A 17377-nucleotide genomic window follows, 5' to 3' on the forward strand; every position below is an offset into this window, starting at 1 on the left:
TAAAGTAGCCAAATGAAAAAATGCCCGTCATTCTGATTATTCTCAGAGCGGGCATTTTTTTAAGAACGCTTCGTTTTTCTTTACTGTTGATTCTTATTTCTTAGATCTGATCGACACATGTTTATGCTGCGAGAATAGGAGGCGAAAGGCATGAAAATCGCTTGAGAAGAAACTAGTGATTCGATCCTGATGGTGCCAGCTCAAGAGAATAGCCCAAACCACGCACGGTAGTAATTCTGATGTCGCCAATCTCCAACTTTTTGCGCAAGCGATGCACGTAAACTTCGATCGCATTGCTACTGACTTCTTCCCCCCAGCTACACAATTTATCGATTAGTTGTTCCTTGCCGACCATTTTTCCAGCGCGCAGAACCAATAGTTCTAGTAGTGCCAATTCGCGCGCAGAGAGTTTGAGAAGTTCGCCATTGACGTGCGCCTCGCGATCGGCTTGATTGTAGGATAAGGAGCCATAGACAATGTGGTTGGTGTTGCCACTTCCTCGACGTGTTAATGCGCGAACGCGCGCAAAAAGTTCTGCCAAGGCAAACGGTTTGGCTAGATAGTCATCAGCACCAGCGTCAAGGCCGCGCACACGATCGTCGACACCGTCGCGACCCGTCAATATCAACACCGCCGTAGTGTTTTTGCGGTGTCGCAAGCGTGTGAGTACGTCAATTCCGGATAGTCGCGGTAAGCTCAAATCAAGTATGAGCAAGTCATAGGCTTGTGACATTAAGGCGGCGTCCGCCATTGCGCCATCTTCGACGTGATCGACTGCATAAGATTCCTTGCGAAGGGCTGTCACCAATCCGAGTGCGATTGCTTGATCATCTTCGGCTAGTAAAATTCTCATGGGTAGATTTTGCAATGGGGCTGCGTTGAAAAAAACGATTTTGCCACACTAATAGGCTCGCTGCCAATGTGTTGTAAAAAGTGGATTTCAGCATTTCTCTAAAAAGCCACGTAAGTCTTACGTAAGGCAGGTTGGGTAAATTTATTACAAGGAAGTTTTGCTGCTTAGCTCTGCAGCGAGACTTTTGTAAATTTATGTTTAACCCAGATTTCCTATTAGGATTTGCGCTGATGACGGATGCACTTTTCGAGATAATTTTGATGCGAATGAGGCGCCAATAGCTAGCTATTGGCAACGAAGAGCAACAAAAGTAGCCGAAAATGCGCCGTCAACACGCAAATAGCACCGCAGGTGCGCCTAATGAAAATCTGGGTTCAATCCCAAAGAGGAGACCTTCATGTCAGTCATCAATTCAGTGGTAATCGAAAACCGTATTTTTCCACCTGCAGAGGCATTAGTAGAGCGCTCTACCATTTCTGGGAGAGCCGCTTACGATGCGCTCTGCAGAGAAGCGGACACCGACTATAAGGGCTATTGGGCGCGTCTTGCCCGAGAACATGTGACATGGAAACAGGAATTCACGACATCACTCGATGAAAGTAGAGCGCCATTTTACCAATGGTTTGCTGACGGCACGCTCAACGTCTCGCATAACTGTTTAGATCGTCATGTGGAGGCTGGGCTTGGCGATAAGCTTGCGATTATTTTTGAGGCAGATGACGGACAAGTTAGTCGTATCTCCTATAAGCAACTGTTGGTTCGAGTCTGCCAATTAGCAAATGCCCTTAGAGCAAGGGGTGTCAAACCAGGCGACCGCGTGTTGATCTATCTACCGATGTCGATCGAAGGTGTTGTCGCGATGCAGGCATGTGCGCGGATTGGGGCGATTCATTCTGTGGTGTTTGGTGGTTTCTCTGCCAAGTCGATTCACGAACGTATCGTTGATGCGGGCACGGTGGCTGTGATTACCGCGGATGGACAGTGCCGTGGTGGGAAACGCATCCCCCTAAAGCCTGCTGTGGATGATGCCATCGCCATGGGTGGTTGCGAGATGGTTCATTCAGTGATTGTATTTCAGCGTACCGGTGACGACTGCACTATGCAGGCAGGGCGCGATATATGGTGGCACGATGCAGTGCGAGAGCAAGCGCAGACCTGTGAACCAGAATGGGTTGGTGCTGAGCATCCTTTGTTTTTACTCTATACGTCTGGCTCTACAGGAAAGCCAAAAGGTGTCCAACATAGCTCAGGCGGCTATTTGCTGCACGCCGCACTGACCATGAAATGGACTTTTGATATTCAGACAGACGATGTGTTCTGGTGCACGGCGGACATCGGTTGGGTCACGGGCCATACCTATATTGCTTATGGTCCTCTCGCTTGCGGAACTACCCAGCTCATGTTTGAAGGTGTACCGACTTATCCAAATGCGGGTCGATTCTGGCAGATGATACAAAACCACAAGGTCAGCGTTTTTTATACTGCCCCAACCGCAATCCGCTCCTTGATCAAAGCAGGGGAAATCAGCCCAGAAACCCATCCGAAAAATTATGATCTTATAAGCTTGCGTATCCTCGGCTCGGTCGGTGAGCCGATCAATCCCGACGCTTGGATGTGGTACTACGAGCAGGTTGGCGGTTCGCGTTGTCCTATTGTCGATACCTTTTGGCAGACAGAAACCGGCGGGCATATGATCACCCCCTTGCCTGGCGTTACACCGCTGGTGCCAGGTTCTTGCACCTTGCCGTTTCCTGGCATTCAGGCCTCTGTCGTGGATGAAACTGGGCTGGAGTTGGAGTGGGGTAAAGGCGGCCTGTTAGTGGTCAAGAAGCCTTGGCCTTCTATGATAAGGACGATCTATGGCGATCCACAGCGATATGCGAATTCCTATTTCCCAGCGGATTTGGGTGGGAATTTGTATCTGGCTGGGGATGGCGCGATGCGCGATCCGAATACCGGTTATTTTACGATCATGGGCCGCATTGATGATGTACTCAATGTTGCAGGACATCGGATGGGAACGATGGAAATAGAATCTGCATTGGCATCGAATCCCTTGGTAGCGGAGGCAGCCGTCGTCGGCCGTCCAGACGATGTGACTGGTGAAGCGATTTGCGCCTTCGTGGTACTCAAACAAGCGCGTCCTAGTGGCGCCGAAGCTGCAGAAATTGCGAACCAATTGCGCAATTGGATTACGAAGGAAATTGGACCGATCGCCAAACCCAAGGACATCCGTTTTGGCGATAACTTGCCCAAAACCCGCTCCGGTAAAATCATGCGTCGCTTGCTGCGTTCACTTGCCAAAAACGAAGATATCACCCAAGATGTCTCAACCTTGGAAAACCCAGGGATACTCGATCAACTCAAGCAAAATGCCTGAGTCTATGTACCCATTCAGCCTTGAAAGCGATGAAAAGGAGGCACCCATGATACGTTCTCGTTTATCAAAGCAGAGACTGGCAGCTTTGTTTTTACTTGGCTGCATTTGGTTTAACTACCCAGTCTTGTCGATTTTCGACAGGTCAGCCAGCATTTTCGGCATTCCCGTGTTGTATGCGTGGCTAATGGGGGCGTGGTTGACCTTGATCGTCCTGATGGCATGGGTTACCGAAGGAGCGAAGGACTAGGATGCTGCAGGGATGGCTGATCATTCTCGTTTCTTTGCTTTATCTCGCCGTTCTATTTTTAATCGCGTGGGTGGCAGACCGGCGTGCAGACGCCGGGCGTTCATTGATCGCCAATCCTCAGATTTACGCATTGTCGCTTGGCGTGTATTGCACCACTTGGACGTTTTACGGCAGCGTTGGTCGGGCAGCATCGAACGGTGTGGATTTCTTGCCCATCTATCTTGGGCCGACACTGCTATTTGCGTTAGCAGGATTTGTGGTGCTGAAGATGATCAGGGTGTCCAAGGTCAATCGGATTACCTCAATCGCTGATCTGATTGCATCGCGTTATGGGAAGAGCCAATTATTAGGTGGCTTGGTCACGGTGATCGCGGTAGTTGGTGTGGTTCCCTACATTGCGCTGCAACTTAAGGCAGTGTCGAATAGTTTTGGGATCCTTGTGCGCTACCCGGAAATCGTGATGCCAACCAGTATTGCGGCTGTGCCCTTACTGCAAGATGGGGCGCTCTATACCGCAGCAATTTTGGCCTGCTTCACGATTTTTTTTGGTACCCGACATCTCGATGCAACTGAGCGCCACGAAGGTATGGTAGCTGCGATTGCCTTTGAATCGGTGATGAAATTAGTGGCTTTTCTTGCCGTCGGTATTTTTGTCGTGTGGGGAATGCACGATGGCGTCGGTGACATATTTTCTAAGTTTAAAACCTTCAGCGCGATGCCGGCACCCATCATCCCGCAAAGTAGTGCAACTGCTAATATGTCACCTCATACGCCCTTGGTCTATGGCAGCTGGGGTGCACTGGTGTTCTTATCCATGCTGGCCTCGCTGTTGTTACCTCGACAGTTCCAGATTGCGGTGGTTGAAAACGTCAATGAGTCCCATCTAAAACGCGCGGTTTGGCTGTTCCCGCTCTACCTATTTCTCATCAATTTATTCGTGTTGCCAGTGGCAATGGCAGGCTTGCTGTACTTTCCATCAGGCGTCGATGCCGATACCTTTGTTTTGACTTTGCCTATGGCACAGCACCAACAGGCATTAGCCTTGTTAGCCTATATCGGTGGGCTTTCTGCCGCGACCGGTATGGTGATCGTGGAAACCATCGCATTGGCGACCATGATTTGCAATGATTTGCTGATGCCGGTGCTGCTGCGTGTTGCACCCGTGCTGTTGGCAACGCACCGCAATTTGTCTCGCGTTTTACTCACTATTCGCCGTGCCGCGATCGTCTTGATACTGGCATTGAGTTATGGTTATTTTCGATTTGCGGGTGAGGCTTACGCCTTAGTATCAATTGGTTTGATTTCTTTTGCCGCCGTCGCGCAGTTTGCACCAGCGGTATTGGGCGGTTTGTATTGGAAGGGCGGCACCCGTAATGGCGCAGTGGCAGGCTTGTTGGCTGGATTTTCAGTCTGGATGTACACCTTGCTACTGCCTTCGTTTGCCAAGTCTGGCTGGCTTCCCGCCAAGTTCATGGAAAGTGGTTTTTTCGGAATTGAAATGCTGCATCCTTTGCATCTGTTTGGGCTTGATGGCTTAGATGTCATCACTCATTGCATCGTTTGGAGTTTGTTGGCAAATCTGAGTGCCTACATCGGTGTTTCACTCATGCGCGCGCCCAATGCCGGCGAGGCGCGGCAGGCAAATTTGTTTGTATCTCGCGGCACTCAGGCTATGCATCCTGGTACTTGGAGTGGAGGTGCAAAACTTTCTGAACTGATTCCACTTGTGAGCCGCTTTTTGGGCGCTGAACACACCCAGGAGGCTTTTGCGCGCTATGCACAAGAACGGGGCTTTTCGAGTGCCGCTCAGTTGCCCGCAGATGCACAGTTGGTCAATTTTGCCGAAGCCTTACTTGCCGGTGCAATCGGCTCAGCGTCAGCACGTGCCATGCTCGCATCGGTCGTCACGGAGGAGGCGTTGGATATGGAGGAAGTGATGAGTATCCTTGACGAAGCCTCACAGCTACGTAGCTATAGCCGCGAGATCGAGGAAAAATCACGTGAACTCACCCGCGCGACAGCCGAATTACGGGATGCCAATCAGCGCTTGCAGCAACTCGATCAGATGAAAGACTATTTCGTCGCCACGGTGACCCATGAACTGCGTACACCCTTGACTTCGATTCGTCTATTTTCTGAAATTCTGCACGATGATCCTAGCATGACGGTCAGCGAACGGACGCGTTTCCTTAGTATCATCGTCAGTGAAACCGAACGGCTTTCACGCCTGATTAATCAAATTCTCGATATGGCCAAATTGGAATCGGGGCGTGGAGAGTGGGTCATTAGCACGGTGGATGTCGCCGATCTTATTTTGTCGGCTAGCACAGCACTCACTGCAATCTCCGCTGATCGTCAGATTGCGCTCAATATGGATCAGATCGAATCTGGATTGATGGTGATGGCGGATAGAGATAGGCTAATCCAAGTGATGCAGAATTTGCTGTCCAACGCATTTAAATTTGTACCAGCGACAGGTGGAGTCGTCACTGTTTCTGCGTCCAGTATTGATAGCGATGTTCTTATCAGAGTGTGTGACAACGGGCCCGGCATTAAGGCTGAAGACCATGAACTGATTTTTGAAAAATTTCATCAAGGTGCAGGTAATCGTGACTCTCTCACCGACAAACCAAAAGGGACTGGTCTTGGATTACCGATCAGCCGACAGATTGTGGAACATTTTGGTGGGCGGCTGTGGGCTGAGGCTGCTCCGCAGGGTGCGAACGGCGCTTGTTTTTGTTTTACGCTACCACGCCAATTCGACAATAAACTTGATCAAGAAGGTGTGCGGTCATGAGTGAAACGAGATCCTTACGAGTCCTAATTGCCGACGATGAAGCTAACATTGTTATTTCACTTGAATACTTGATGCGAAAAGAAGGTTACCAAGTAGCGACAGTAGCTGATGGAGAAGCTGCTTTGAAAGTGGCAGCCCAATTTTCGCCCGATCTAGTTTTGCTAGACGTAATGATGCCGAGAAAATCGGGCTATGAGGTTTGTGAAGCCTTACGCGCAAATCCAGCGTATGCGCACTCGCGTATCATCCTTCTGACAGCCTGTGGCCGCGATAGCGACATTGAACGGGGAATGGCCTTGGGCGCTGATGCGTATGTCACAAAACCATTTTCACCCAGAGAGCTAATGCGAAAAATTAGAACGATCATGACTTGATGCGTAATTTTTGCGCCAAAAAATACGGCGTTTTACATCGATCAATGCTCGCTAGTGTGCCGGCCTCTCGGTGGCAAGAAGCAAGACCACGGTTTACCAATTTTGCCTGAATAGTCACTAACAAGCCTCACCAATAAAAATCAAAACCTCAATACTCAAGCAAGGTCGTTTTACCCCAGAAAATTCGATATACCATCACCGTGTATCCAATAATGACGGGCAAAACGATGCAAGCACACACAAAAATAATCATTAAAGATTCAGGCGCGCTTGCTGTTTGCCAGAGTGAGCGTTGGGGAAGTGAGATCAAGATGCTTTAACTCGTGAAATTAGAGAAGAAATGATGATCGGTTCTATTCGGGAGACTTGAAAGTCTATCTTGCGTCTGAAGTGCAAGTGTAAAGAAAGCCTCATGGTATGATGATGGCGATGCTTACTTGCCGTACTTCTGGATGTTTGGGTACATCCGATTCGGATTACAGCATCCACGAGATCAATTGGTTGGGTTATGCGGATATCGCTCAAAGTGCAGTGGTAGTTCGAACTTTATTTGAGCAATTACATTAAAAGAATCTGATTTCTTAAACTGTGCGTGTGGCAACTTAGGCTCAATGTGGTAATTGAAGTAGGCAAAGAAATAGGTGCCGAGCGCGCTACTAATTTGCACCGTACTTTAGGATTCACAACTTCATATCATGAACAAGAAACCTTCAAAAACATCAGCACCTAGCCCCAAAAGAATTTACTTTCTATTGCTATTGGTTTTCGCGCTCTTCGTACTGTGGCAGTTAAAGCCTGCGATCCATCAAAAGAACATCCAGAATGCGCAGCAAGAAGAGATGAAGGATGAGGTTTTTTACGACGATCAGGGTAAACAGATTCATCGTTCGGTGTTTGAACAGCAGCAGGGTTATAAACGGGCGAAGGAGCGCGGTTTTTCTTCGCATGCAGACTGTAAGCGCGAGTTTCAAGGTTTAGCAAAAACGGGCTGCGATGAATTTGTGTCTGCTCAGGTGGTTGCACCAGCGGAGATCAAACGTGGTGATTGGGCTAGTGGTAAAACGACTGCCGAGTGTGAAGCGGAGGTCGATGCGCATTGGGATCCTATCATTCAAGATACCAAGGACAAAGGCGATAAAGAATATGCTGATAACCTAGCGCGTACCAAGTTTTTGAGTTTCTCTGAATGTCGTAATTACGATAATGCAAGAATCACGCAAGTCATTCATGAGCCTAGAGTTCGGGTTGATGCATTGATTTCAAAGATCATGACGGGGCATGAAGTGACCGAAACAGAGATTGCACTTGTGAGAAAAGAAGTGGAAGTTGCTAAGCGTTTTCCTGATGACACGGCTCGCACGGGCTATTTATCGCAAGCTGAGCGTTTCTTTGGTATGGTGGAGGGACGGATTCCTAAACCAAAACTCAATTTAAAATTGTTTTGCGTAGAATTACTCGCCAAGAAGAAGAGTCTGAATCAGTTGTTGATGTCGGCTTCAGTAGAGCTAGCGAAGTACACTAAAGCGGACGGAAGTGTGATCGACAAAGCCTTGCACAAAGAAAAATCAGACAAATTAATGGACATTTTTTCTGAACTGGACTTAGTGAATCAAAGCGCGAGGGCGGCTTCGTGTGATGGTTTTTGAACAGAATTCAGCAAACTAGCTCAGCCCAGGGTTAACCAATTTTTTACCAACTAGCGCGGCGGCGGCCAGCAGACCAATGGGTACTGGGTACTTCTGTATCAAGATGAACTTCGTCTGTCGTCATAAAAATGAATTCACTACCAACGCGACCTCGATACACGCTTTTAGCGTTTGCGACTTTCCTGGTGACAGCCGCAAAATTCCACGCATCTTCCATAGTGCACTGTACGGTTTTGTTCAGGAATGAGGAGTGTCGATGTGTGGCGCCCCATTTTTTTGCGAGCTTGGCATGTTTGCGTAGTGCTGAAGGAAGTGAATCATTGGCCCACGCCCAAGTAAATGAAGCCGTTGTTTCGTTATAAGTACCTATCGTTTGAAAATGCGCCGTTCCTGTTCTATCTCCGTCAAATTTAAACATAATAACGCCAGCACTGAGATCGGCCGTCCAACCTCTTTCTTTACCGTGCGGCCAAGTGGCCGCATGCTCCCGATGTTGAGTGAGCATTTCATCATAAGCCATCGTGATAAATGCTAACGCTTCTGCGTTCGGCATTTGGTCTGGGGTGCGGCGCAAGATGCGGTGTAAAAATTGGCTGAAGTAATTCATGGGTGCTGATAAAAAAGCTAATTAAATCAAATTTTTATGTCTTGCCAATTGTATTGGCCAAAATAACTTGCATTATAGCAGCACAATTTTGTGGTGGAATTTGGGTTCGAGTTTGGGTTGTATGATCTGCCTTAAGAAGGGACTTTAGATATTTAAGAAACATGTTACTTGCCTACGAGTTATGCCAAGACTAACAGGCATGGTGCGCCGAGCGCACCATGACTATGGATGTAGATCAAATTGAGTGGACGCGAGCACCTTGGCGACTTCTTAAAATTTCAACCTAAAATTAACTTTATTCAATCCATGTACAGCAAGCATGATGAGACTGGCATAGATCAAGGCCGCTAATATGCCATAGCCACCCTCAAAGGAACGCAGTGGAGAGCGTATGCCAGTTAAACTTAATATCGATTCAATCACAAATGGAAGTAGGTAGCAGACCAGTGGATTAATTGCGGCAGGTTTGACGGCATGCATCCAGTTTTGCGCCTTCTTAAGATCGATTAACCAATATAGAAAAGCAAATACGCTGATGCAAATCGCAGCAGAATAAAAACACCAGGAAGGTGTGGCATAAATTTTGGAAATTTTAAATTCAGGTCTTAGTAAAGTCGCTGCGCTGATAAGCACGATCGTCAGACCAAATGCTCTTAAAAAACGAGCTGCTTGCGATAGACTTTGATCTTCTGCAAAAAAAATAAAACTGCAAAGAATGCCGCAAATTACGATAGAGCTGTGCGCAGCATGTGCGTCTAAACTTAATATAAATTGGAGTGCCTGATTAGTTTGTGCAAGCGCGATCGTGTATGCCTGGTGGGTAACTATATACAGCGTGGTGCAAAGGCAAACAGCGAGCAACAGCAATAGTTGCTTGCCTCTGACAACTTGATAAATGACACAAGAAATTAAATACGCCCAGCCGATCAAGCCTAGTATTCCCCACCATTGCGGTTTCATACTTTGAGTGCCATCTACGCCACCGCGATAACTAAGCGCAAGTAAGGTCAGTATCAAAACCCCTATGCAAACTAAGGTTCGATTGAGCAACGGCTGCTTGAATTGGTAGACGCCCCAGATCAACATAAAAGCGAGGTAAGACAATAGCGCCCAGAGTTGTATTGGCATTGACATTGAAGCTTGGTGATAACCGTCTTCGGCATTCACCATAAAAAAACCCATGACAATTAACGCCAGCGCGCGCAGCAGAATATGCAGATTTAGAGTGAACCGGGTTTCACCTTTTGCTATGCGATGATTTATCCCAAATGGGATCGACATACCAACAATAAATAGAAAGGCAGGAAATACAATATCGGGGAAGCTCATTGCATCGGCACTGGCTGGCATGTGCTTGAGCCAGGGAGAAATACCTGCGACGCCTGCGAGCTCATTGACGATAATCATAATCAAAAAAGTGATTCCACGAAAAGCGTCGATGGAAAGGATTCTCTGATTTTTGAGCGTATTGTTGGCTGTTGACATAAATAACAAACTTTCAGGAAGCTAAAGTAGGCTAAGACTGTTTCGTTGTGAATTCGCTTGGTGCTGAAATAGGTAGATCAGACTTGCTGTGCTCGCTAACTGCATGATCACCTAAATATCTGGCAGTCACTATGGGGGCGCGATGAATTGCAGCGCGGCAGCGCAATTTTTGAATTCAAATTAACGCAATGTTGATAAATCTGCCGGTGGTTCATCGCCTGCCAATACGCCAGCGCCACCAGAGAGCCCCTCACCTTTGCGAACCAGATAGTCGGTGTGTTCATATACATTCGGGCAGCCTGTTTCGGCGATCAAGGTTTTAACGATGGCGACTTTCCAAGCGTCAACGCCAGCTGCTTGAAATTGGCAACTTAGATAACCTGCATTGAGTGCGTGGTAATCGACGATTAAACCCGGTAGCTGGTCTTCTTCTGCATTTATGAGTCTTTGCGGTATACCGGCTATCGCCTTAAGTGGCAAATGCTTGGCAAGTGCGGCCTGAATTCGTCGTTTAAACATTGCGTGATCTACCGCTTCGGCTTCATCAAAACTCCAAACCCGGGCGCGGATTTGCGATTTGGGACTCCAACCAGCACGCGCCAAAAATTGCCCGGAGGATGAACGAACTAAGGCAGTGGCGCCAAATTTCATTCTTTCATGAAACTTACCATCGACGCGTTCTATGGCCGATAAGTAAATCCAAGGATCGCCTGCTAACAAGCTTTTTTCCTTACCTTGTTTGATAGTAATGATGAGCATGGTGGGCCTTGTCGAAAATAATGTTGATGCCTAATAATAGTAGTGCGCAAGTATACACGTTGCATTGTCTCTTACGGCTTAGTTCCTATTGGAAAAAATCTTATTTAAATGACGCAATTGAATATTTATCTTGTCATTTTAAATGCTTGGATTACTATGCTTGTTGGCTTATTTCTTTTTGGGATGGTGGTATGTCAATTCAATTAAGTTGGGCACAAATTGCTAGTCTTGCGCCTAAGGCACTGCCCGTGTATCAACAAGCATTCATGAACGCACAAGTGGCATTTGATCGCCATGGTATTACCACTAATCCTTTGCGGATTGCGCACTTCATGGCGCAAGTGCTGCATGAGAGTAGTGCCTTGACCATACAGTTTGAAAATTTAAATTACAGTGCAGCCCGATTAGTAGAAGTCTGGCCAAGCCGCTTTCAGCCGAAAGGTCCACTTGATCCCGCACAATACGCCAAAAATCCGCAGGCTTTGGGAAATCAAGTCTACGGTGGTCGTATGAATAATACGGCACCTGGTGATGGTTACAAATATCGTGGACGTGGTTTGTTACAACTGACTGGAAAAGATAGTTACACTGAAGCGACCAACATCGTTAGAAAGACTAATTTAACCTGTCCTGATTTTGTGGCGGATCCTGATCAAGTGGTGAGTAGCGCATGGTGCGTGGAAGTGGCTGCCGCTGAATGGGATGCAAAAGGCTGCAATGCCTTGGCAGACCAAGACAATATACAAGCTGTGACGCTGAAAATTAATGGAGGCACGATAGGTCTTAGCGATAGAGCGGCGTGGCTCGCACGTTGTAAAATAGTATGGCATGCATAGCAGGACGGCTTGATTTCTGGTGCTATAAAATTAAACCGCTTGCGCTGCCGATATCCCGCTGCGCACAGCTGCTTCTAGCGTCGCTGGGTAGTCACTTGCTGTGTAATCTCCGGCAATAACTAAGCCATGAAATACTGTGCGGTTCTCTGGCCGAGGTAAGCTTGGCGTGCAGGCAAAAGTCGCTCGTTTCTCAGTGATAACTTGTGTCCATTCTGGCTTAATTAGTTCAGGCATTCTTAGTTGTTCTGCAAGCTGTTGTGCGATCGCCTTACTTAGGGTCGAATGATCGTTCTGTATTGCATTGTTCGATGCACTCACCACGACCGCCAGTAAGCCTGCTTGTTCAGGGTTGAGTTGGCCGCGATCAAAGACGAATTGAGCCCATTGTGCAAGCTGCGGATTATCTGCTAGCGCAAAAAAAGCCCGCTCTAGTTTAATGCTAGGTGCATATTGTAAGTAGCAAGTGGTGATGGCTTCGTAGCTGAATTCAGGAGGGTTTGGCAATTCTGGATTGCTTGAAGAGCTACTGCTAACATCAGCAAGCATACGCTGGCACTGTGACGCACTGGTGGCAATGATAATGCGATCAAATTCGTTCTCTGTTCCGTTTTCAGTACGTGGTACTTCATCTAAGCACCAGGTGCCTTGATCGGTTGATCGTAAGGTTTTGATGTTGATACCAGTTAGCACACGGCTATTCTTTTGTTGTAAGTATCTGGCGGCAGCATCGGGCAGCAAACTGCTTAGATCGACACGAGGAATTAACATGTCAGAGGCTTTGCGCTTTGCTCCCAAGCTATCTCGTAACACATTCAAAAAGACTTGGGCTGACGCACGCTCTGGAGGCGTATTTAGGGCGGCAATGCAAAGCGGTGTCCACATCAATCGACATAGGCGTTCGGTTTGCTCATAACTTTCTAATAGTTCGCTGACGGTACAATCTTGATTCAGTTGCCAACCCATCCAGCGAGCTGTCGTTGAGAAACGGGCTAGGGCCATTTTGTCGGCGCGATCGAGACCTTTCGCATTGATAAGCGCGAAAAGTAGGTGTATGGGCGCAGGTAATTTAGGTGCAATAAAATGCATGCCTGTTTGGTGTGGGTACACCATTTGTAAAGGCAAGCGCAGCAATGTTTGTTCTAAATCGATTTTTAATCGTCGCATTAAATCGAGACAAGCGGTGTAGGCACCGAGCATAATGTGCTGACCATTATCCAACTGGTAGCCCTTGATCTCGACGACACGTGCTCGGCCGCCTAAGTGGCGCGCTGCTTCAATCAGCGTGACTTGGTGGCCTAACTCACAAAGCGTAACCGCCGCTGCACAGCCAGCCCAGCCTGCACCGATGACTGCTACACGCTTTGTGGTCGAATTCTTTTGACGCTTAACCACGAATATAGGTCTTCCACGCTAACCAAAGTTTACGGATAGGTGTCAATGAAATTCTCTGCTTCAGTACCTGGAATTGATCTTGCTGAATCTCCACTAATAAAGCACGATAAATGGCAGCCATGATTAAGCCCGTACGTTGTGCACGTCTATCTTCTTTAGGCAATAAGGCAAATGCATCGTCATACAATTGTTGAGTCCGCTCGTACTGAAATTGCATAAGTTTGGTGAATTGTTCGCTATGCTTGGCATTGAGAATGTCGCTGGCGGGAACATTAAATTGTTGCAGTTCATTGACTGGCAGATAAATTCTGCCTTTACGCGCATCTTCACCTACATCTCGAATGATATTTGTCATTTGAAATGCCAGGCCTAACTTTTCGGCAAACTGTTTGGTTTGCGGATTTTTGATACCAAAAATACTGGCAGATAAAATTCCCACCACACCTGCCGCATGCCAGCAATACTTTTGCAAGGCGATGAAGTCCAGATAGCGATTTTGGTTGAGATCCATCTCCATGCCATCAATGATTGCGAGTAAGTGTGCGCCATCTAATTGGTAAGTACTCATGTGTGGTAACAGTGCATTGGTCACCGGATGGCTAGGATTCTTGGCTAGCATGGCTTGAACTTCTTTGCGCCACCATGCGAGCTTGTTCCGTGCTACTGCCTCATCGCTGCAATTGTCGACGACATCATCGACTTCGCGACAAAACGCATACAGTGCGGTGATCGCACGGCGTTTTTCCTGCGGTAAAAAAAGGAAACTGTAATAAAAACTGGAACCGCTCTGGGCGGCTTTTTCTTGGCAATATTCGTCTGGAGACATGCGAAAGCTGAGCTGTTTAGATTCTTGGGCACCTATTTCAAACGAAATAAAGTGGAAATTAGGCGTAATCCTAACCGACTAGCGCAGATCGCACAAACCATTACGAAATTACCCGGTAGTCTTTTCTTACAATATATAGACAAAAAAATGCTACTGGCATGTTGTACAATGCGAGCTTATTTTCATCTGTTCGAGTCGGAGACGATCTCGGAATCTGGCTTAAGCCGCTTTAAAGGTAGAGTGATCTTGATTAAATTGAATAAAAAATTGGCGATTATTGGTTCAACATTGGTCGCAGCGCTTGTAGGGTGCGGTGGGTTTGTCTACACAACAGTAGGTGGTTCTGTGAAAGGATTAACGACTGATGGTAAAAGCACATTGGTGTTGGTGAATGATGCGAGTTACAGCCAGACCTTGTCGGCCGATGGTAATTTTTCTTTCAAGATAGCAAGTAATGCCGCATACAATATCTCTATACACACGCAGCCGAATCCGGTGAACTGCACAATTGCTAACGGTAGTGGCAAAATGACTAGCGAAACACCAGTTACCAACATTAGCGTCAATTGCGTTCCTAATGTTCCATTGAGCGGTGTGCTAACTGGCCTTAACGACACTAAAACTTTGCAGTTAGCTGTAAATGATATTCAGCAAACCGCGATAACTGCAAATGGCGCGTTCAATCTGCAAACCTACATCGTCAATCAGAAAGCCTATGCCGTAAAAGTTTCAATCCCACCCGCATCACAAGTTTGTACTGTCTTAAACGGTACTGGTACCGCAAATGTTAATGATGTATCAGCGGCGAAAAATATTGCAATTGATTGCGTTGCTGGCGTGCCAGTCGGCGGTACCTTGGCTGGCTTGAAAGTCGGTACTGTTTTAGGTCTTACTAGCAATGGAACCGATGTTCGTACTCTGCTGGCAGATGGCGTATTTACGTTTAATTTTAGCTTACTAGATGGCGCTGCTTATGATGTTCAGGTCTCTACGCAGCCGACTGGTCAAAAATGTACGGTAACGAACGGCGCCGGTAGAGTTAATGCAGCGGCACCCGATGCTTCGCAGAAGATTTCAGTGTCATGTGTGGCTGCCTAAAGGTCGAATGGTCGCTAGATTTATTTAGCTAGCCTAATAAAAAAGCCAGGACATTCCTGGCTTTTTTATTGTTCTCAGTGAGGGGGCATATCGTATGATCACTCTGATAAATTGAAAATGGATTTAGAGTATGGCTAATTGCCCAGCTTGATCAAAATAAAAAATGTCTTCGTGCTTAAATCCCCATTGACCACCTTTAAGTCGGACAAATGGTTCAAAGCTAAAAAAATCAACGGCTGAAAGTGGTAAGTGATTATTGGATTGAATGAATTGACGTAATTCCCTTTGACTTTCAAGGCTATGCCCCACATTGCTTCGAAAGTCTAAGTTGACAAATCCGCTCTCGCGAATCCGCACATTAGTCCATTGGAATAGCTGATGAAAGCTCACTTCCGGTCTTAACCATCGCATCATTTCTTCATGTAATTGAACAAGAAAGCGCAAGCCATTGCGGTATTCCAAGGTTTTGGGGTATTCGACAAATGAGCCAAATTCAAAAGCAAAGGTGCGTGAATAATCGCCCCAGACGCCTTTTTTTTCTGGACTGAGATCGATACTAATTAAATTTTTCCCACCAATTTTTTCGTCGCTGGCTTGATATTGCTTGCCTGAGATTGACAGGCAACTTCGACTTCCAGCCAGCACCAGAGCAGGGCAGTCGTAGTACCAAGTATCTGGATAGCCGGATTGGCACAATAAGTCATGCGCTTTTTGGGCAATACTACGTTCGCTATCATCAATACTCAATAATGACGGCAGACGTGCCATTGCTGACTTGGCCGCGTCCTGTACATTGCGATAAAGGTGTATCTGCTCGAGGCTAGGCATAGTTAATCTTGGTCTACTTAGTAAGATCTATTGAGCATTTTACACTCACACTTGTCTCGATGGCGTTTACATTTTCAATGAACGCCACATCAATAGTGATGCATCCGCTTTGCCGATTTTGGGGCGCTGATGAAATACGTCGCCATTGACTCGTTCTATCTTTTCCAGAATTCGTAAGCCACCTTGAACCACCAAACGTAATTCAAAACCGAAACGACCTGGTATTCGTCTGCAAAGAGGCGCTCCGTCCAGCATCATTTGGCGAGTACGTTGAATTTGGAATTGCATTAGTTGCTGCCACGCTTTTAGTTCGTCTCTTGGAACGCCCCGGTCAATGCTATCTGCGCTTATGCCAAAACGTACAAGGTCTTCTTGTGGAAGATAGACCCGCTGTTTTTGCCAATCGATCGCGATATCTTGCCAAAAATTGATCAACTGTAGTGCAGTGCAAATTTTATCGGAACATGCAATATTGATTGACGTGTCTTCACCAAACAGCGTCAACATAATGCGACCAACGGGATTGGCGGATCGCTGGCAATAATCTAGGAGGCTGAAAAAATCAACATAATGTTTCGTATGAATATCTTGTTTGAACGCTGATAACAAATCGAGAAAGGCGGAGATAGGGAGCTGGTGACGGCGAATTACTTCGGCCAAATCTTGAAAAAGAGCCTGTTCGCTATGACCGCCAGTCGCAATCAAATGCAATTGATTCTCGTAGTTTTGCAAATCGGCGAGGCGCTGTTCGTTGCTGGCGTCGCCTTCGTCAGCAATATCGTCCGCGCTACGCGCAAAGGCGTAAATAGTACGAACTGCAGGCCTTAGATGAGCAGGGATTAGCCAAGACGCAACTGGGAAATTTTCGTAATGATTGATTGTCATAATGACATTTGAAAATAAATGACTCGAAAGTCATTGGCTTTTAAAAGATTCATCATTATAATTACTTACCCATGAGTCAGTAATTTAATTGTGCTTACTTTTTTGAATTCAAAGTACTCTTTTATAGTTCAGGAACGTGATATTCGAAGTCTGATGTCAATCCCTGTGTTTTTAGTGCCTTCATGTTGTAGCGATTTTTTGCTTGATTATTGATTTAAATATGTGATGTCAGGCCGTAATGTTTAATTGCAGTCACTACTGAGTTTGCGTAGCTAGTTTTGTTTAGAAAAAGTCGCTTAGAAGCGCTTTGTAAATCAGCTTTTAGAATGAGTTGCTTAAAAATTTCCCAAGGACAGCGCTTAAG

At 46.7% G+C, this 17377-nt stretch carries 16 protein-coding genes; 8 read left to right on the forward strand and 8 right to left on the reverse strand.

The window, feature by feature from the left end; genetic code table 11:
- Positions 1-172: 172 nt before the first annotated feature.
- Positions 173-853 (reverse strand): response regulator, encoded by a 681-nt coding sequence (locus ACO0KZ_RS08790; RefSeq protein WP_422994778.1) that lies wholly within the window; start codon positions 851-853, stop codon positions 173-175.
- 397 nt (positions 854-1250) lie between these two features.
- Between ACO0KZ_RS08790 and acs the strand changes: the two genes are divergently transcribed.
- From acs to ACO0KZ_RS08820, 6 genes are all read left to right on the forward strand, one after another.
- Positions 1251-3233 carry an acetate--CoA ligase gene (gene acs, locus ACO0KZ_RS08795; protein ID WP_422994779.1) on the forward strand — a complete coding sequence of 661 codons (1983 nt, stop codon included), beginning with the start codon at positions 1251-1253 and terminating at the stop codon, positions 3231-3233.
- Between the two features lie 46 nt (positions 3234-3279).
- Entirely contained in the window at positions 3280-3480 is a 201-nt protein-coding gene (locus tag ACO0KZ_RS08800; RefSeq protein ID WP_422994780.1) for a hypothetical protein, read from the forward strand.
- Between the two features lies 1 nt (position 3481).
- Complete coding sequence (locus ACO0KZ_RS08805) at positions 3482-6277, forward strand: ATP-binding protein (protein WP_422994781.1); 2796 nt, start codon at positions 3482-3484, stop codon at positions 6275-6277.
- Positions 6274-6651: a response regulator transcription factor gene (locus ACO0KZ_RS08810; RefSeq protein ID WP_422994782.1), complete on the forward strand. Its 378-nt coding sequence runs from the start codon at positions 6274-6276 to the stop codon at positions 6649-6651. The genes ACO0KZ_RS08805 and ACO0KZ_RS08810 overlap by 4 nt, the downstream gene beginning before the upstream one ends.
- A 417-nt stretch (positions 6652-7068) precedes the next feature.
- On the forward strand, positions 7069-7218 hold the full coding sequence (locus ACO0KZ_RS08815; protein WP_422994783.1) for a hypothetical protein: 150 nt from the start codon (positions 7069-7071) through the stop codon (positions 7216-7218).
- Between the two features lie 128 nt (positions 7219-7346).
- Positions 7347-8297, forward strand: a complete 951-nt coding sequence (locus ACO0KZ_RS08820; protein WP_422994784.1) for a hypothetical protein — start codon at positions 7347-7349, stop codon at positions 8295-8297.
- Between the two features lie 43 nt (positions 8298-8340).
- Here the strand turns inward: ACO0KZ_RS08820 and ACO0KZ_RS08825 are convergent, their stop codons facing one another.
- From ACO0KZ_RS08825 to ACO0KZ_RS08835, 3 genes are all read right to left on the reverse strand, one after another.
- Positions 8341-8904, reverse strand: coding sequence for a DUF6882 domain-containing protein (locus ACO0KZ_RS08825; protein WP_422994785.1), 564 nt, complete (start codon positions 8902-8904; stop codon positions 8341-8343).
- Positions 8905-9174: 270 nt separating this feature from the next.
- Positions 9175-10389 (reverse strand): DUF5009 domain-containing protein, encoded by a 1215-nt coding sequence (locus ACO0KZ_RS08830; RefSeq protein ID WP_422994786.1) that lies wholly within the window; start codon positions 10387-10389, stop codon positions 9175-9177.
- Positions 10390-10569: 180 nt separating this feature from the next.
- Positions 10570-11148, reverse strand: coding sequence for an SAM-dependent methyltransferase (locus ACO0KZ_RS08835; RefSeq protein WP_422994787.1), 579 nt, complete (start codon positions 11146-11148; stop codon positions 10570-10572).
- 191 nt (positions 11149-11339) lie between these two features.
- On the opposite strand from ACO0KZ_RS08835, the gene ACO0KZ_RS08840 reads away from it, so the two are divergent.
- On the forward strand, positions 11340-11984 hold the full coding sequence (locus ACO0KZ_RS08840) for a glycoside hydrolase family 19 protein (RefSeq protein WP_422994788.1): 645 nt from the start codon (positions 11340-11342) through the stop codon (positions 11982-11984).
- Positions 11985-12014: 30 nt separating this feature from the next.
- On the opposite strand, the gene hpnE is transcribed toward ACO0KZ_RS08840, so the two are convergent.
- Entirely contained in the window at positions 12015-13376 is a 1362-nt protein-coding gene (hpnE, locus tag ACO0KZ_RS08845) for a hydroxysqualene dehydroxylase HpnE (RefSeq protein WP_422994789.1), read from the reverse strand.
- Complete coding sequence (hpnD, locus tag ACO0KZ_RS08850) at positions 13369-14202, reverse strand: presqualene diphosphate synthase HpnD (RefSeq protein WP_422994790.1); 834 nt, start codon at positions 14200-14202, stop codon at positions 13369-13371. The genes hpnE and hpnD overlap by 8 nt, the downstream gene beginning before the upstream one ends.
- A gap of 51 nt (positions 14203-14253) precedes the next feature.
- On the opposite strand from hpnD, the gene ACO0KZ_RS08855 reads away from it, so the two are divergent.
- Positions 14254-15300 carry a hypothetical protein gene (locus ACO0KZ_RS08855; RefSeq protein ID WP_422994791.1) on the forward strand — a complete coding sequence of 349 codons (1047 nt, stop codon included), beginning with the start codon at positions 14254-14256 and terminating at the stop codon, positions 15298-15300.
- 123 nt (positions 15301-15423) lie between these two features.
- Here ACO0KZ_RS08855 and ACO0KZ_RS08860 read toward each other — a convergent pair whose 3' ends face one another.
- Together ACO0KZ_RS08860 and hpnC are read right to left on the reverse strand one after the other, a co-directional pair.
- The gene (locus tag ACO0KZ_RS08860; protein ID WP_422994792.1) at positions 15424-16128 is read right to left on the reverse strand and encodes a M24 family metallopeptidase; all 705 of its coding nucleotides are present in this window, start codon (positions 16126-16128) and stop codon (positions 15424-15426) included.
- A gap of 66 nt (positions 16129-16194) precedes the next feature.
- On the reverse strand, positions 16195-17013 hold the full coding sequence (hpnC, locus tag ACO0KZ_RS08865) for a squalene synthase HpnC (RefSeq protein ID WP_422994793.1): 819 nt from the start codon (positions 17011-17013) through the stop codon (positions 16195-16197).
- Positions 17014-17377: the final 364 nt, after the last annotated feature.

The sequence above is a fragment of the Undibacterium sp. Di24W genome, assembly GCF_049340325.1.
In the GTDB taxonomy this organism is placed as follows: domain Bacteria; phylum Pseudomonadota; class Gammaproteobacteria; order Burkholderiales; family Burkholderiaceae_D; genus Undibacterium.